This is a genomic window from Pseudomonas sp. LARHCG127 (genome assembly GCF_052871455.1).
Window position 1 is genome coordinate 44,587 of record NZ_JBIXJT010000022.1, and the last position, 14,665, is coordinate 59,251.

Sequence of the window (14,665 nt, forward strand, 5' to 3'; positions counted from 1 at the left end):
CCGCTGTGCGACTGCGCCTGATCGCCGTCGGTTCTCGCATGCCCAAGTGGGTGGAAGAAGGCTGGCATGAATATGCCAAGCGTCTTCCGTCCGAGCTGGCCCTGGAACTGGTGGAAATTCCGCTCAACACCCGTGGCAAGAACGCCGACGTGGCGCGCTTCATCCGCCAGGAAGGCGAAGCCATGCTGGCCAAGGTCGGGCCGAACGAGCGCATCGTCACCCTCGAAGTCCACGGCAAGCCCTGGAGCACCGAGCAACTGGCGGTGGAGCTCGATCGCTGGCGATTGGACGCGCGCACGGTCAACTTCATGGTTGGTGGCCCGGAAGGGCTGGCGCCGGAAGTCTGTGCCCGGGCGGACCAGCGCTGGTCGTTGTCGCCATTGACGTTGCCGCACCCGCTGGTGCGGATCCTGATCGGCGAACAGCTGTATCGTGCCTGGACAGTTCTGTCCGGGCACCCTTACCACAAGTAATCCTGCCCTCATGCCCCAGCCGATCCGCATCAAGGACCACGAAAAAGACGCCCGCCTGGTGCGTGGTCGCGTCGTGTTCGGCGCTATTGCGGTGGTGACGCTGATTGGCGTGCTGATCGCGCGGTTGTATTTCCTCCAGGTGATCCAGTACGAGTATCACTCGACCTTGTCGGAGAGCAACCGCGTACACGTACAGCCGATTCCGCCGACCCGCGGGCTGATTTTCGACCGCAATGGCGTGGTGGTGGCGGATAACCGGCCCAGCTTCAGCCTGAGCATGACCCGCGAGCGTTCCGGCGACTGGCAAAAAGTCCTCGACGTGATCGTCGAAGTGCTGCAGTTGACGCCCGAGGACCGGGCGATCTTCGAGAAGCGCATGCGCCAGGGCCGGCGTCCCTTCGAGCCGGTGCCGATCATGTTCGAGCTGACCGAAGAACAGATCGCCCTGATTGCGGTGAACCAGTTCCGCCTGCCGGGCGTCGAGGTGGTGGCGCAGCTGGTGCGGCATTATCCCCAAGGGCCGCACTTTGCCCACTCGGTCGGCTACATGGGGCGGATCAACGAGAAAGAGCTCAAGACTCTCGACCCGGTCAACTACAGCGGCACCCACCACATCGGCAAGACCGGTATCGAGCGTTTCTACGAGGCCGAGCTGCACGGGCAAGTGGGTTACGAGGAAGTCGAGACCAATGCCCGTGGCCGCGTGTTGCGCGTGCTCAAACGCACCGACCCGATTCCCGGCAAGGACATCGTCCTGAGCCTGGACATCAAGTTGCAGGAAGCCGCCGAAGCGGCGCTGGGCGGCCGGCGCGGCGCCGTGGTGGCGCTGGACCCGAACACCGGCGAAGTGCTGGCGATGGTCAGCCAGCCTAGTTTCGACCCGAACCTGTTCGTCACTGGCATCAGTTTCAAGGCCTATGCCGAGCTGCGGGATTCCATCGACCGGCCGCTGTTCAACCGTGTGTTGCGCGGCCTCTACCCGCCGGGCTCGACCATCAAGCCGGCCGTGGCGATTGCCGGGTTGGACGCGGGCGTGGTCACCGCGTCGAGCCGGGTCTACGACCCGGGGTATTACCAACTGCCGAACTACGACCACAAGTACCGCAACTGGAACCGCACCGGTGACGGCTACGTGGACCTGGAGGCGGCGATCATGCGTTCCAACGACACCTACTTCTACGACCTGGCCCACAAGCTGGGGATCGATCGGTTGTCGTCCTACATGAACAAGTTCGGCCTCGGTCAGAAAGTCTCCCTGGACATGTTCGAGGAGTCGCCCGGCCTGATGCCGTCCCGGGAATGGAAACGGGCGACTCGCCGCCAGGCCTGGTTCCCGGGCGAAACCCTGATCCTGGGGATCGGCCAGGGCTACATGCAGGCAACGCCCTTGCAACTGGCCCAGGCGACGGCGCTGGTGGCGAGCAAGGGCAAGTGGTATCGCCCGCACCTGGCCAAGACCATCGAAGGCCAGAAGCCGGTGGACCCGGACCCGATGCCAGACATCATCCTGCGCAATCCGGCGGACTGGCAGAGGGTCAACAACGGTATGCAGGCGGTGATGCACGGCGCCCGAGGCACCGCGCGCAAGGCGGCCCTCGGCGCGCAATACCGGATTGCCGGCAAGAGTGGTACGGCCCAGGTCGTCGCCATCAAGCAGGGCGAGAAGTACGACCGCTCCAAGGTCCAGGAACGCCACCGCGACCACGCCTTGTTCGTCGGTTTCGCGCCAGCCGAGAACCCGAAGATCGTCGTGTCGGTGATGGTCGAGAACGGTGAATCCGGTTCCGGCGTCGCCGCGCCGGTGGTGCGCCAGATCATGGACGCCTGGTTGCTGGATGAGCACGGCCAGCTCAAGCCTGAATACGCAAGCCCCATCACTGCGGAGGCTACGGCCCGTGAAGAATAATTTCGACCGGATCCTGTCCAGCGAAGACGTGATGCGCCGCCGTGCCACCTTGCTGCAGCGCATGCACATCGACGGCCCGTTGCTGATCCTGCTGCTGACCCTGGCCGCCGGCAGCCTGTTCGTGCTGTATTCGGCCAGCGGCAAGAGCTGGGACTTGCTGGCCAAGCAGGCCACCTCGTTCGGCATAGGCCTGGTGTCGATGATCGTCATCGCCCAGCTCGAGCCGCGGTTCATGGCGCGCTGGGTGCCGGTGGCCTACATCGTCGGCGTCGGTTTGCTGGTGGTGGTGGACATCATGGGCCACAACGCCATGGGCGCCACCCGCTGGATCAACATTCCCGGGGTGATCCGCTTCCAGCCTTCGGAATTCCTCAAGATCATCATGCCGGCGACCATTGCCTGGTACCTGTCCAAGCGCTCGTTGCCGCCACAGCTCAAGCATGTATGTGTCAGCCTGTTGCTGATCGGCATCCCGTTCATCCTCATCGTGCGCCAGCCGGACCTCGGCACCTCGCTGCTGATCCTGGCCGGCGGCGCCTTCGTGCTGTTCATGGGCGGGTTGCGCTGGCGCTGGATCCTCAGCGTGATCGCCGCCGCCGTGCCGGTGTCGGTGGCCATGTGGTATTTCGTGATGCACGACTACCAGAAGCAGCGCGTCCTGACCTTCCTCGACCCGGAAAGCGATCCGCTGGGCACCGGCTGGAACATCATCCAGTCCAAGGCCGCCATTGGTTCCGGCGGCGTATTTGGCAAGGGCTGGCTGATGGGCACCCAGTCGCACCTGGACTTTTTGCCGGAAAGCCACACCGACTTCATCATCGCCGTGATGGGCGAGGAGTTCGGCCTGGTGGGCATCTGCGTGCTGCTGCTGATCTATTTATTGCTGATCGGCCGGGGGCTGGTGATCACCGCCCAGGCCCAGACATTGTTCGGCAAGTTGCTCGCGGGCAGCCTGACCATGACGTTTTTTGTTTATGTTTTCGTCAACATCGGTATGGTCAGTGGCCTGTTGCCGGTCGTGGGGGTGCCGTTGCCTTTCATTAGCTACGGAGGAACTTCGCTGGTGACACTACTGTCAGCGTTTGGGGTTTTGATGTCGATTCATACGCATCGCAAGTGGATCGCGCAGGTTTGAATAAGGTGAAGAGTTCAATGCAAGCAATGCGTGGCTGGTCGACGCGATGTGCGCCGTGGATCGGCCTGGTCGGCCTCCTGGGCAGTGCGTCGCAGGCCTTGGCCGGTGAATACGAAGGCTCGCCACAGGTGGCCGAATTCGTCGGCGAGATGACCCGCGACTACGGTTTCGCCGGTGAACAACTGATGGGGGTGTTTCGCGAGGCCGAGCGCAAGCAGTCGATCCTCGACGCGATCTCCCGGCCCGCCGAGCGGGTCAAGCAGTGGAGCGAGTACCGGCCGATGTTCATCACCGAGGCGCGTGTCGCCCGGGGCGTGGACTTCTGGCGCCAGCACGAGGCGGCCCTGGCCCGTGCCGAGCAGGAATACGGCGTGCCGGCCCAGTTCATTGTGTCGATCATTGGCGTCGAGACCTTCTTTGGCCGCAACACCGGGAATTTCCGGGTGATCGACGCACTGTCGACCCTGGGCTTCGATTACCCGCCGCGTGCCGAGTTCTTCCGCAAGGAGCTGCGCGAATTCCTGCTGCTGGCCCGTGAAGAACAGGTCGATCCGCTGACGCTGAAGGGCTCCTACGCCGGGGCCATGGGCCTGCCGCAATTCATGCCCAGCAGTTTCCGCGCCTACGCGGTGGACTTCGATGGCGACGGCCACATCAATATCTGGACCAACCCGACCGATGCCATTGGCAGTGTCGCCAGCTATTTCAAGCGGCACGGCTGGGAACCCGGCCAGCCGGTGGTCAGCCGCGCCGATGTGCGCGGCGAGCAAGTGGACCAGGGCCTGACCGAGGGCATCGAGCCGACGAAAACCGTCGGGGAGTTGCGGGCGTTGGGCTGGTCGAGTCATGATGCGCTGCGTGACGACATGCCGGTCACCGCGATGCGCCTGGAAGGCGAACAGGGCCCCGAATACTGGATGGGCCTGAAGAATTTCTACGCGATTACGCGTTATAACCGCAGCGTGATGTACGCCATGGCCGTATATCAACTGTCTGAAGAGCTGGTCAAAGCACGGGGCGTCAAATAATGCGGGCATTGCCTACCTATCAACCCCTGAAAACCAAGCCTTTCAAGCTGGTGGCGCTGGCTGCGCTGTCGCTGCTGGTCGTCAGTTGTTCGACCAGCCGCGCGCCGGTCCAGAAAAACACCACCGCCGTGCGCGCCACGCCGGGCCTGGACATCAACCGGGCCCACAAGGACGGCGCGCCGTGGTGGGACGTGGACGTCTCGCGCATTCCCGACGCCACGCCGACCCTGCACACCGGCCCCTACAAGGCCAACCCCTATACGGTGCTGGGCAAGACCTATTTCCCGATGGCCGAGTCCAAGCGCTACGTGGCCTCGGGCACGGCATCCTGGTACGGCACCAAGTTCCACGGCCAGAACACCGCCAACGGCGAAGTGTACGACCTGTACGGCATGAGCGCGGCCCACAAGACCTTGCCGCTGCCCAGCTATGTGCGGGTGACCAACCTGGACAACAACAAGACGGTGATACTGCGGGTCAACGACCGTGGGCCGTTCTATTCCGACCGCATCATCGACCTGTCGTATGCGGCGGCAAAAAAGCTGGGTTACGCTGAAACCGGCACCGCCCGGGTCAAGGTCGAAGGCATCGACCCGCAGGAATGGTGGGCCCAACGTGGCCGTCCGGCGCCTTTGATGCTCAACGAGCCGAAAGTGGCGCAAAATGCCGCGCCCACCGTGACGGCGTCCACCGGCACGGTCGAGCAGTGGACACCGCCGCCGCAGCAACACGCCGCGGCCGTGCTGCCAGTGCAGATCGATGCAAAAAAAAACGCTTCTGCAACAGCGTCTGGCCAGTTTCTGCAAGTGGGCGCGTTCGCCAACCCGGACGCTGCCGAGCTGCTGAGGTCGAAGCTCAGCTCGATGGTGAGCGCCCCGGTGTTCATCAGCTCGATCGTGCGCAACCAGCAGACACTGCATCGGGTGCGCCTGGGGCCGATCGGTTCTCCGGGTGAAGTCCAGAAGGTGCAGGACAGTGTGCGCCTGGCCAATCTCGGTTCGCCGAGCCTGGTCACTGCTGAGTAATTGATTGAGGCCCGCTTGCGGTTGGAGCGGGTCAGGTTGTTGGCTCCATGAATAATAAAAGCCCGGCAAGGGTGTGAGTGAGCAACTTAAATACGCGGCAGCCCGAGGGTTTGTATGAAAAGTCGCCGAGCGGCGATCAGGCAAGGCGAAAACAGGCGAGGAAGCGGAGTTGACTGGTTGTCAATGAGCATTCCGAGCCTGTTTTCAACGCAGCATGATCGTCGCGCAGGCACTTTTCATACAAAGCCTGAGGTTGCCTGTTTTAGTTCTGCCTTCGGGCAGTCCCATTAGCGATTTCGAGAGACGGATGAACATCACCACCTTTGCCAAACGCCTTTGCCTGCTAGTCCCGCTGCTTCTCTCACCGGCCGCGTTCGCGGTCGAGATGATGCCGGCGCCTCCTCAATTGGCTGCTAAATCCTTTGTGCTGATGGATGCCAGCAGCGGCGAGGTGCTGGTGGAGAACAACGGTGACCAGCGTCTGCCACCGGCCAGCCTGACCAAGCTGATGACCGCCTACATCGCCACGCTGGAAATCCGTCGTGGCCAGATCGGTGAAAACGATCCGGTGACCGTCAGCGAAAACGCCTGGCGCACCGGCGGTTCGCGGATGTTCATCAAGGTCGGTTCGCAAGTGACCGTCAGCGACCTGCTGCACGGCATCATCATCCAGTCCGGCAACGACGCCAGCGTCGCCCTGGCCGAGCACATCGCCGGCAGCGAAGATGCGTTCGCCGACATGATGAACAAAACCGTGGCCGACCTGGGCATGACCAATAGCCACTTCATGAACCCCACCGGCCTGCCGAACCCTGAGCACTATTCGTCGGCTCACGACATGGCGATCCTGGCCCGGGCAATCATTCATGAAGACCCGGCGCACTACGCCATCTACTCCCAGAAGGAATTCTTCTGGAACGGCATCAAGCAGCCTAACCGCAACCTGCTGCTGTGGCGCGACAAGACCGTCGATGGCCTGAAGACCGGCCACACCGACGAAGCCGGCTACTGCATGGTGTCCTCGGCTGTGCGTGACGGCATGCGCCTGATCGCCGTGGTCTTTGGCACCAGCAGCGAAGTGGCCCGTGCCGCCGAGACCCAGAAGCTGTTGACCTACGGCTTCCGTTTCTTCGAAACCCAGACCTTCTACCAGAAGGGCACCGAACTGGCCCAGGCCCAGGTCTGGAAAGGCTCGACCAACCAGGTCAAGGCTGGCCTGGCCCAAGACCTGACCATGACCCTGCCTAAAGGCCAGCTCAAGAAGCTCGCTGCCAGCATGACCATGAACCCGCAACTGACCGCTCCTATCGCCAAGGGCGACGTGATCGGTAAAGTCGAAGTCAAACTGGACGACAAAGTGGTGCACAGCGCTGACCTGATCGCTCTGGACGCGGTCGAGGAAGGTGGTATCTTCCGCCGCATCTGGGATAGCATCCGTCTATTCTTCTACGGCTTGTTCAACTGATTGAAGTGTTGACCTGCATGGCCTCGTTCCCCTCCGGAGCGGGGCCATGTGCGTTACCACGGCTTACGAGGCCGTTACGCCATGACAGACTCCGAAGTAAAGGCGCCAAAAATTGAATTCCCGTGCGCGGATTACCCGATCAAGGTAATCGGCGACACCGGCGTGGGTTTCAAGGACAAGATCATCGCGATCCTTGAAAAACATGCCACCGTTGACCACAAGACCCTGGCCGAGCGCCAGAGTACCAACGGCAAGTACACGACGATCCAGTTGCATATCATTGCCACCGGTCAGGAACAGCTCTACGACATCAACAGCGAGCTGCGCGCCACCGGTTTCGTGCACATGGTGTTGTGATGCCGGGCACGCTGGGCTTTCGCGAGCTGGGCACGATGGCTTATGAGCCGGTCTGGCATGCCATGCAACGCTTCACCAACGAACGCGGCACCAGCGCCGACGATGAAGTCTGGCTGGTGGAACATCCGCCGGTGTTCACCCAGGGCCAGGCCGGCAAGGCCGAGCACCTGTTGCTGCCGGGGGAAATCCCGGTGGTGAAGGTCGACCGCGGCGGGCAGGTGACCTACCATGGGCCTGGCCAACTGGTCGCCTACCTGTTGCTGGATGTGCGCAAGCTGGGGTTTGGCGTGCGCGAGCTGGTCACCCGCATGGAAACGTGCCTGATCGAGCTGCTGGCCAGCTACGGGGTGACGGCGGCGGCCAAGCCGGATGCGCCGGGTGTCTACGTCGATGGGGCGAAGATCGCGTCCCTGGGTTTGCGGATCCGCCACGGCTGTTCGTTTCATGGCCTGGCGTTGAACGTGGACATGGACCTGGCGCCATTCCGACGGATTAATCCCTGTGGCTACGCGGGACTGGCGATGACCCAGTTGAGCGAGCACGCAGGACCGATTGAATTTGCCGAGGTAAGTGCCCGGCTGCGCGCGCAGCTCGTCAAACACCTCGACTATGCTGAGCAGACGACCCTCACGGGCGGAATCGACTGATATGACTACTGATGCAGTGCAAACCATGATCCCGACGCTGGACGTCACCGAGCGTCCGGCCCCGCGTGCCAAGGTAGAGGCCGGCGTCAAGCTGCGCGGCGCCGAGAAGGTTGCACGCATCCCGGTCAAGATCATCCCCACCACCGAATTGCCGAAGAAACCCGACTGGATCCGCGTGCGCATCCCGGTTTCCCCGGAAGTCGACCGTATCAAGGCCCTGCTGCGCAAGCACAAGCTGCACAGCGTCTGCGAAGAAGCCTCCTGCCCGAACCTGGGCGAGTGCTTCTCCGGCGGCACCGCCACGTTCATGATCATGGGCGACATCTGCACCCGTCGCTGCCCGTTCTGCGACGTCGGCCACGGCCGTCCGAAGCCCTTGGACACCAACGAGCCGGAAAGCCTGGCCATCGCCATCGCCGACCTGAAGCTCAAGTACGTGGTCATCACCTCGGTGGACCGCGACGACCTGCGTGACGGCGGTGCCCAGCACTTTGCCGATTGCATCCGCGAGATTCGCAAACTGTCGCCGAACGTCCAACTGGAAACCCTGGTGCCCGATTACCGTGGCCGCATGGACATCGCCCTGGAAATCACCGCCGCCGAGCCGCCGGACGTGTTCAACCACAACCTGGAAACCGTGCCGCGCCTGTACAAGGCCGCGCGTCCGGGTTCGGATTACCAGTGGTCGCTGACCTTGCTGCAGCGCTTCAAGCAGATGATGCCGCACATTCCGACCAAGTCTGGCTTGATGCTGGGCTTGGGTGAGACGGATGAGGAGGTTATCGAGGTCATGAAGCGCATGCGTGAGCATGACATTGACATGCTGACCTTGGGCCAATATCTGCAGCCTTCCCGTAGCCACTTGCCGGTGCAGCGTTTTGTGCATCCCGATACCTTTGCCTGGTTTGCCGAGGAAGGGTACAAGATGGGGTTCAAGAACGTGGCTTCGGGGCCGTTGGTGCGGTCTTCGTATCATGCGGATGAGCAGGCTAAGTTGGTCAAGGCTGAGCTTTTGGGGTCCTGATTTTTTGGGGCGGTGTGTATATCCGTTTCTTCGGTAACGGCTACTTATGGTTCCGCCCTTACGGCGGGTCACTTTTGAAAAGCCCGGAAGCCGGCCCAGTCAAAAGTAACCAAAACGCTCTTGCCCCACCACTCGGTGCCTCGCTTAGGCTCGGCATGCCCTCACTCCGGCATTGCTCCGTGGGCCCGCCGCGAAGGGCCATCCATGGCCCAGCGCGGCTATCCCGGCATCCATGCCGGGATACCCACTCCACAATGCCTGCGTTCGGCCATCGTGGTTAACGGGGCGCCCCAGATCAAGATCAAAATCAAGATCAAGATCAAAAGCCAAAGCGAGGCGGCCTGATAGCCGACCTGGCTCTGGCAGTCGTACTTCGATCCAATTGTGGGAGCGAGCCTGCTCGCGAAGGCGGTGGGTCAGTTTGCGGTGATGTTGGATGTGCTGGCCTCATCGCGAGCAAGCTCGCTCCCACAGGTTTTCGCGGTGTATATGGGGTTTGTGTCTGCTGTAGCTCCCATGTGGGAGCGGTGTATATGGGTTTTGTGTCTGCTGAAGATCTAATGTGGGAGCGAGCTTGCTCGCGATAGCAGTGGTGCAGCCACACAAATGCCAGCTCCGACCGCTTTTGCTTTGCTTTGCTTTGCTTTGCTTTGCTTTGCTTTGCTTTTGATCTTGATCTGGGGCGCCCCGTTAAACCACGCTGGCCGAACGCAGGCATTGCGCAGTGGGCATCCCGGCATGGATGCCGGGATAGCCGCGCTGGGCCATGGATGGCCCTTCGCGGCGGCCCACGGAGCAATGCCGGAGTGAGGGCACACCGAGCCTAGGCGAGGTGCCGAGTGGTGGGGCAAAGCGTTTTTGGTTACTTTTGGCGCTTTTCCAAAAGTGACCCGCTGTAAGAGCGGAACCATAAGTGGCCGTTACACAAAAAACGGATATACACACAAAGCACGCCGAAAAAACCGGGAACCCCATGGCCCTAACCCCACACCACCCAGTCCCAGCCCTCCCTAAAGAAGGCCTGATCGGAGTCATAGCCCCCGCCGGCCCCGCCCCCCTGGACACCGAAAAAGCCACCCAATGGATGCGCGCAAGGGGCCACGAACTGCGAATCTTCCCAGGCGTCTACGAAAAAGACGGCTACCTCGCCGGCAGCGACGACACACGCCTCAACGACCTGCACACAGCCTTCGCCGACCCAGAAATCAAAGCCATCATCTGCCTGCGCGGCGGCTACGGCACCCCCCGGCTGCTGGATCGCATCGACTTCGACCTCATACGCCGCAACCCCAAGCCATTCGTAGGCTACAGCGACATCACCGCCCTGCACCTGGCCATCAACCGCTACGCCGGCTTCGTGACCTTCCACGGCCCGCTGCTCAACGCCGACCTCCTCGGCGACAAGGAACCCCCAACCGTCACCTCGTTCTTCAGCCTGCTACGTGGACAAGTGAAAGCCGGCAGCCTGCTGAGCCATCCCGCGGCCTATCCGTTGACCACCGTCGAGCCAGGCATCGCCCACGGCCGCCTGCTGGGCGGCAACCTCTCGATGATCGCCGCGACCATGGGCACGCCCTATCAGATCGACGCCGAAGGGGTGATCCTGTTCATCGAAGATGTCAACGAACCGCTGTATCGCATCGATCGACTGCTGACTCAATTGCGACTGGCGGGCACCCTGGCGAAGTTGCACGGGGTCCTGGTAGGGGATATAGCGGGGGTAGACCTCGAGGCGTTGAACCGGTTGCTCAAGCAGACCTTCACGCCGTTGCGCATCCCGGTGTTGTCCGGCTGGCGCAGCGGGCACTGCGATCCGAACCTGACTTTGCCCATGGGGGCATTGGTGACGCTGGATGCGGGAGAGAAGCGGTTGGTGTTGGAGCAGGATGTGGTGATCAGCCGCTAGTCATGTAGCGCCTGCAAGTCAGTCTTCGCGAGCAAGCTCGCTCCCACAGGGTGACCGGACACCCGGTGGGAGCGAGCTTGCTCGCGATGGCGTCAGCGGCCATACGCCCGTTCAGCGGTTGCGCAACGCCTCAAGCAGTTGGTGCGTCGGATACCCATCCGCCGGCCAGCCGAACGACTGCTGGGCGCTGCGGATCGCTTTGCGGGTGTTGGCACCGATGATGCCGTCGGGGTTGCCCGCGTCGTAGTTATGCTTGCCCAGCAGGGTTTGCAGTTCCACGCGTTCGCTGCGGCTCAGGGGCAGGTCTTCCTTTGGCCATTGGCCGTAGACCAACCCCGCACCGCTGAAGCGCTTCGACAACAGTCCGACCGCCAAGGCATAGGACGATGAATTGTTGTACTTGAGGATGGCGCGGAAGTTATCGAAGATCAGGAACGCCGGACCGCGATGGCCAGCCGGCAGGAGCAAGGACGCCGAGAGCTGCTTGTCCTCGGGGGCGATTGGCAAGCCGCCATATTCTGAAACGCCTAGCCGCATCCATTCGGAGACAGGCTTGCGGATCGTGCCATCGGCCAGCGTGTAGTCGAAGCCCTCGTTGAGCGAGACCTCGAACCCCCACGGCTGGCCGCGCTGCCAGCCGGAGCTTTGCAGGTAGTGCGCGGTCGAGGCCAGGGCGTCGGTGGAGCTGCCCCAGATGTCGCGGCGCCCGTCGCCGTCGAAATCCACTGCATGGGTGTTATACGTGGTGGGAATGAACTGGGTCTGGCCCATGGCACCGGCCCAGGAGCCGAGCATTTTTTCCGGTGTGATATCGCCCTGTTGCAGGATCTGCAGCGCGGCGATCAATTGCGCATGGGCAAAGCCCGGGCGCCGTCCTTCGTAGGCCAGGGTCGCCAGGGAGTTGATGACCGACTTGCTGCCCTGGAACTGGCCGAAGTTGCTCTCCATGCCCCATACCGCCACCAGCGCCTCGCGATCGACGCCATAACGCTGCTCGATACTTTGCAGGATCTGGGCGTGCTGTTGGATCAGGCTCTTGCCCTTGTTGACTCGCAGTGGCGACAGCGCACCGTCGAGGTATTCCCACACGGGACGGGTAAATTCCGGCTGGCTGCGGTCGGCCTTGATCACGCTCATGTCCGGGCTGACGCCGACAAACGCACGGTCGAACAAATCGGCACGGATCCCGGCGGCCAGCGCTTCCTTGCGAAACCCGGCCTGCCATTCAGCAAAGGTCTGGGTGGGCGCAATCACCAAGTCGTCACCGGTGGGCACCACGGGCGGCACGATGGCAGGCGCGGTCACGACGGGAGCTGTCGGGAGCGGTTGGGCGTCGGCGGCGGTAGGTTTTTCGGCGCAGGCGACAAGCAGGACAACGCTTGCGGCAACAATCATTTGGCGCAGTGGCCAACGATGGGAAAGACAGAAGGGCATGCACGGGTCCAGAAATACAAATCAGGTGCTGACCTTATCATGCGAAAGGGGCGTAGGGCTTGTCCGAGTGTTTCAAGCGGCCAGAAAGCAAGAAGCCTCCCAGTTGTCAGACTGGAAGGCTTCGCGGCGGTAGCTGCCCTTGCCCTTGGCGGGTCGTTCCTGGCGGCTGCGGAACAGGGGCTGGGCGACGATGGACTTGGCCTTGTTGGGGCCATGCCTGGATGGCTTTTTGCTCATGATGGGTACTCTCGTGGGGTGGTTTTTGCGGGGCAAATCATGGGACAGAGTTGGGTGGTTGTCCAGTCCCTGCATTGCGTAGGAAATGTCATCTGAGGTGAAGCGCTTTTGTGGCGAGGGAGCTTGCTCCCGCTGGGCCGGGCTGGCGTTCCAGCGCGCAGCGGCCCTGTTTTTTTGGGTCTGCTGCGCAGCCCAGCGGGAGCAAGCTCCCTCGCCACAACAGCATTCTTGTCACAAAAAATCTGTTGTCTGGAAACGAGGGTTATTCAGCGGGCAAGGGGAGCCGCTGTCCGGCCATCAACAGCGACAACCGACTGAGGCTCATCCACGGCGAGCCCGCGGCCTGGCCCTTGATCTGCGCGTCGATGCGTTGGGCCTCGAGCAGCAATTGCGCCCAGCGCGACGCGGAATAGCGCTGCAGGGCCTTGCTCATCAGCGGTTTGCGCTTGTCCCACACTGGCGGGCGGGCCTGGCTGAAGGCTTTGTCCAGCGGTACGCCCTGGCTGTATTGCAGGGACAGGTTGGCCAGCAGGCGCAGCTCCCGAGCCAGGGCCCAGAGGATGACCGGCGGCTCGACGCCTTCGCCCCGCAGGCCTTCGAGCATGCGCAGGGCATGGGCGGCCTCACCGTTGAGGATCGCATCGGTCAGCCCGAAGACATCGAAGCGCGCACTGTCGGCCACGGCGGCTTGCACCGTTTCCACGGTGATCTGCCCGCCCTCGGCCATCAGCTTGAGCTTTTCGATTTCCTGGGCAGCGGCCAGCAGGTTGCCCTCGACCCGGGCGGCAATCAGCTCCACTGCGTCCTGTGTGGCCGAGAGACCCGCCTGGGACAGGCGCTGACGAATCCAACTGGGCAACTGGCTGACGTCCACCGGCCAGATCTGCACGAACTGGGTCTGCGGGCCTTCCACCAGGGCTTTGCCCCATTTGGTCTTCTGCGCGCTGCCGTCAAGTTTCGGCAAACTGATGAGCAGCACCGTGTCTTCGGCCGGGCGTGAGCAATATTCGATCAGCGCGGCGGCGCCCTTGTCACCGGGCTTGCCAGACGGCAAGCGCAGTTCCAGCAGGCGTTTTTCGGCGAACAACGACATGCTCGCCCCTGCCTGCAGGAGCGTGCCCCAGTCGAAACTGGCATCGGCGGCGAAGACCTGGCGTTCGTCGAAGCCTTGTTGGCGAACGGCGCAGCGGATGGCGTCGGCGGCTTCCTGGCACAGCAGCGGGTCATCGCCGCTGATGATGTAGACGGGCGCAAGCGTGCCTTGCAGGTGTTTGCCGAGTTGGGCGGGAGCGAGCTTCATAAGAGAAGGCGAGCGGGGCGCCGGAGCGCCCCGCAAGGCTTATTCAGCCGGGATCTGCATCGGCGACTGCTGCGGGGTTTCCGCTTCAGCCTTGCGTGCCGCTTCCAGCGCTTCGGCTTCGGCCTTGGCCTTGGCGTCGGCGGTCTGTTGCAGCTGGTCCAGTTGGGCCGGGCTCAGCTGTTGCAGACGCAGCATCATGCGTTGCACGAGGTCACGACGCATTTCGTCGCGCACTTCGCTCGACTCCTGGTCGGAACCGGTGATGTTGTTGCCGTCGTGCAGGTAGACCTTCTGTACCTCCAGCTTGTCGTCCAGCAGCACCAGATCGTTCTGGCCGCGGATTTCATAGCTCAGCACGTTGTTCAGTTCGTATTCGGCCGCACGACCGGCGCCGGCATAGCTCAGGCTGCGCTGGCTTTGCTGTTCACGGGTCAATACCAGCTTGTACGGCGCTCCGCCGTAGACTTTCACGCCGCTGTTTTCCAGGTTGTCGCGCAGCATCTTGACGGTTTCGCCATAGGCGTCCCGTGCGCTGAGGTCCAGTTCGTTGATCGCCAGCTCGGTGGTGCCGGTGCCGCGCAGTTGGAAGCCGCAGGCGCTCAACAGGACCGCCAGGCCCACTACCAGCAGATTACGTTTGATCATCTTGTTGCTCCCCTTGAACCCTATGGGGGTCGACCAGGCGACCCCGCAGGTTGTATTCGGCGCCAGGCTCGAGCCTGGCGCCC

Annotated in this window: 15 protein-coding genes; 11 read left to right on the forward strand and 4 right to left on the reverse strand. The window is 62.5% G+C overall.

Annotated features, from left to right (window positions below; all coding sequences use genetic code 11):
• Positions 1-5: 5 nt before the first annotated feature.
• The 11 genes from rlmH to ACIPQ1_RS26690 all read left to right on the forward strand — a co-directional run bounded on the left by rlmH (position 6) and on the right by ACIPQ1_RS26690 (position 10,966).
• Positions 6-473, forward strand: a complete 468-nt coding sequence (gene rlmH / locus ACIPQ1_RS26640) for a 23S rRNA (pseudouridine(1915)-N(3))-methyltransferase RlmH (protein WP_047229490.1) — start codon at positions 6-8, stop codon at positions 471-473.
• 10 nt (positions 474-483) lie between these two features.
• The gene (mrdA, locus tag ACIPQ1_RS26645) at positions 484-2,379 is read left to right on the forward strand and encodes a penicillin-binding protein 2 (protein ID WP_411385717.1); all 1,896 of its coding nucleotides are present in this window, start codon (positions 484-486) and stop codon (positions 2,377-2,379) included.
• Between the two features lie 31 nt (positions 2,380-2,410).
• Positions 2,411-3,514, forward strand: a complete 1,104-nt coding sequence (gene rodA / locus ACIPQ1_RS26650; RefSeq protein ID WP_186706612.1) for a rod shape-determining protein RodA — start codon at positions 2,411-2,413, stop codon at positions 3,512-3,514.
• Positions 3,515-3,531: 17 nt separating this feature from the next.
• Complete coding sequence (mltB, locus tag ACIPQ1_RS26655) at positions 3,532-4,542, forward strand: lytic murein transglycosylase B (protein ID WP_411385716.1); 1,011 nt, start codon at positions 3,532-3,534, stop codon at positions 4,540-4,542.
• A complete protein-coding gene (locus tag ACIPQ1_RS26660) occupies positions 4,542-5,567 on the forward strand; it encodes a septal ring lytic transglycosylase RlpA family protein (RefSeq protein ID WP_186706570.1) in 1,026 nt (341 codons plus the stop codon). The genes mltB and ACIPQ1_RS26660 overlap by 1 nt, the downstream gene beginning before the upstream one ends.
• 307 nt (positions 5,568-5,874) lie before the next feature.
• Positions 5,875-7,032, forward strand: a complete 1,158-nt coding sequence (locus tag ACIPQ1_RS26665; RefSeq protein WP_186706569.1) for a D-alanyl-D-alanine carboxypeptidase family protein — start codon at positions 5,875-5,877, stop codon at positions 7,030-7,032.
• 81 nt (positions 7,033-7,113) lie between these two features.
• Positions 7,114-7,389 carry a DUF493 domain-containing protein gene (locus ACIPQ1_RS26670; RefSeq protein ID WP_053125656.1) on the forward strand — a complete coding sequence of 92 codons (276 nt, stop codon included), beginning with the start codon at positions 7,114-7,116 and terminating at the stop codon, positions 7,387-7,389.
• The gene (gene lipB / locus ACIPQ1_RS26675) at positions 7,389-8,036 is read left to right on the forward strand and encodes a lipoyl(octanoyl) transferase LipB (protein WP_446535061.1); all 648 of its coding nucleotides are present in this window, start codon (positions 7,389-7,391) and stop codon (positions 8,034-8,036) included. The genes ACIPQ1_RS26670 and lipB overlap by 1 nt, the downstream gene beginning before the upstream one ends.
• A gap of 1 nt (position 8,037) precedes the next feature.
• Positions 8,038-9,060: a lipoyl synthase gene (lipA, locus tag ACIPQ1_RS26680; protein ID WP_014340371.1), complete on the forward strand. Its 1,023-nt coding sequence runs from the start codon at positions 8,038-8,040 to the stop codon at positions 9,058-9,060.
• Positions 9,061-9,264: 204 nt separating this feature from the next.
• Entirely contained in the window at positions 9,265-9,405 is a 141-nt protein-coding gene (locus tag ACIPQ1_RS26685) for a hypothetical protein (protein WP_250965065.1), read from the forward strand.
• A 628-nt stretch (positions 9,406-10,033) separates the two neighbouring features.
• Positions 10,034-10,966 (forward strand): S66 peptidase family protein, encoded by a 933-nt coding sequence (locus ACIPQ1_RS26690; RefSeq protein WP_411385714.1) that lies wholly within the window; start codon positions 10,034-10,036, stop codon positions 10,964-10,966.
• 111 nt (positions 10,967-11,077) lie between these two features.
• Here the strand turns inward: ACIPQ1_RS26690 and ACIPQ1_RS26695 are convergent, their stop codons facing one another.
• From ACIPQ1_RS26695 to ACIPQ1_RS26710, 4 genes are all read right to left on the reverse strand, one after another.
• Entirely contained in the window at positions 11,078-12,400 is a 1,323-nt protein-coding gene (locus ACIPQ1_RS26695) for a lytic murein transglycosylase (protein WP_446535062.1), read from the reverse strand.
• Positions 12,401-12,472: 72 nt separating this feature from the next.
• Positions 12,473-12,637 (reverse strand): alternative ribosome rescue factor ArfA, encoded by a 165-nt coding sequence (gene arfA / locus ACIPQ1_RS26700; protein WP_030140368.1) that lies wholly within the window; start codon positions 12,635-12,637, stop codon positions 12,473-12,475.
• Positions 12,638-12,899: 262 nt separating this feature from the next.
• A complete protein-coding gene (holA, locus tag ACIPQ1_RS26705; protein WP_446535063.1) occupies positions 12,900-13,937 on the reverse strand; it encodes a DNA polymerase III subunit delta in 1,038 nt (345 codons plus the stop codon).
• A gap of 39 nt (positions 13,938-13,976) precedes the next feature.
• Positions 13,977-14,582, reverse strand: coding sequence for an LPS-assembly lipoprotein LptE (locus ACIPQ1_RS26710; protein WP_411385712.1), 606 nt, complete (start codon positions 14,580-14,582; stop codon positions 13,977-13,979).
• Between the last annotated feature and the right edge of the window lie 83 nt (positions 14,583-14,665).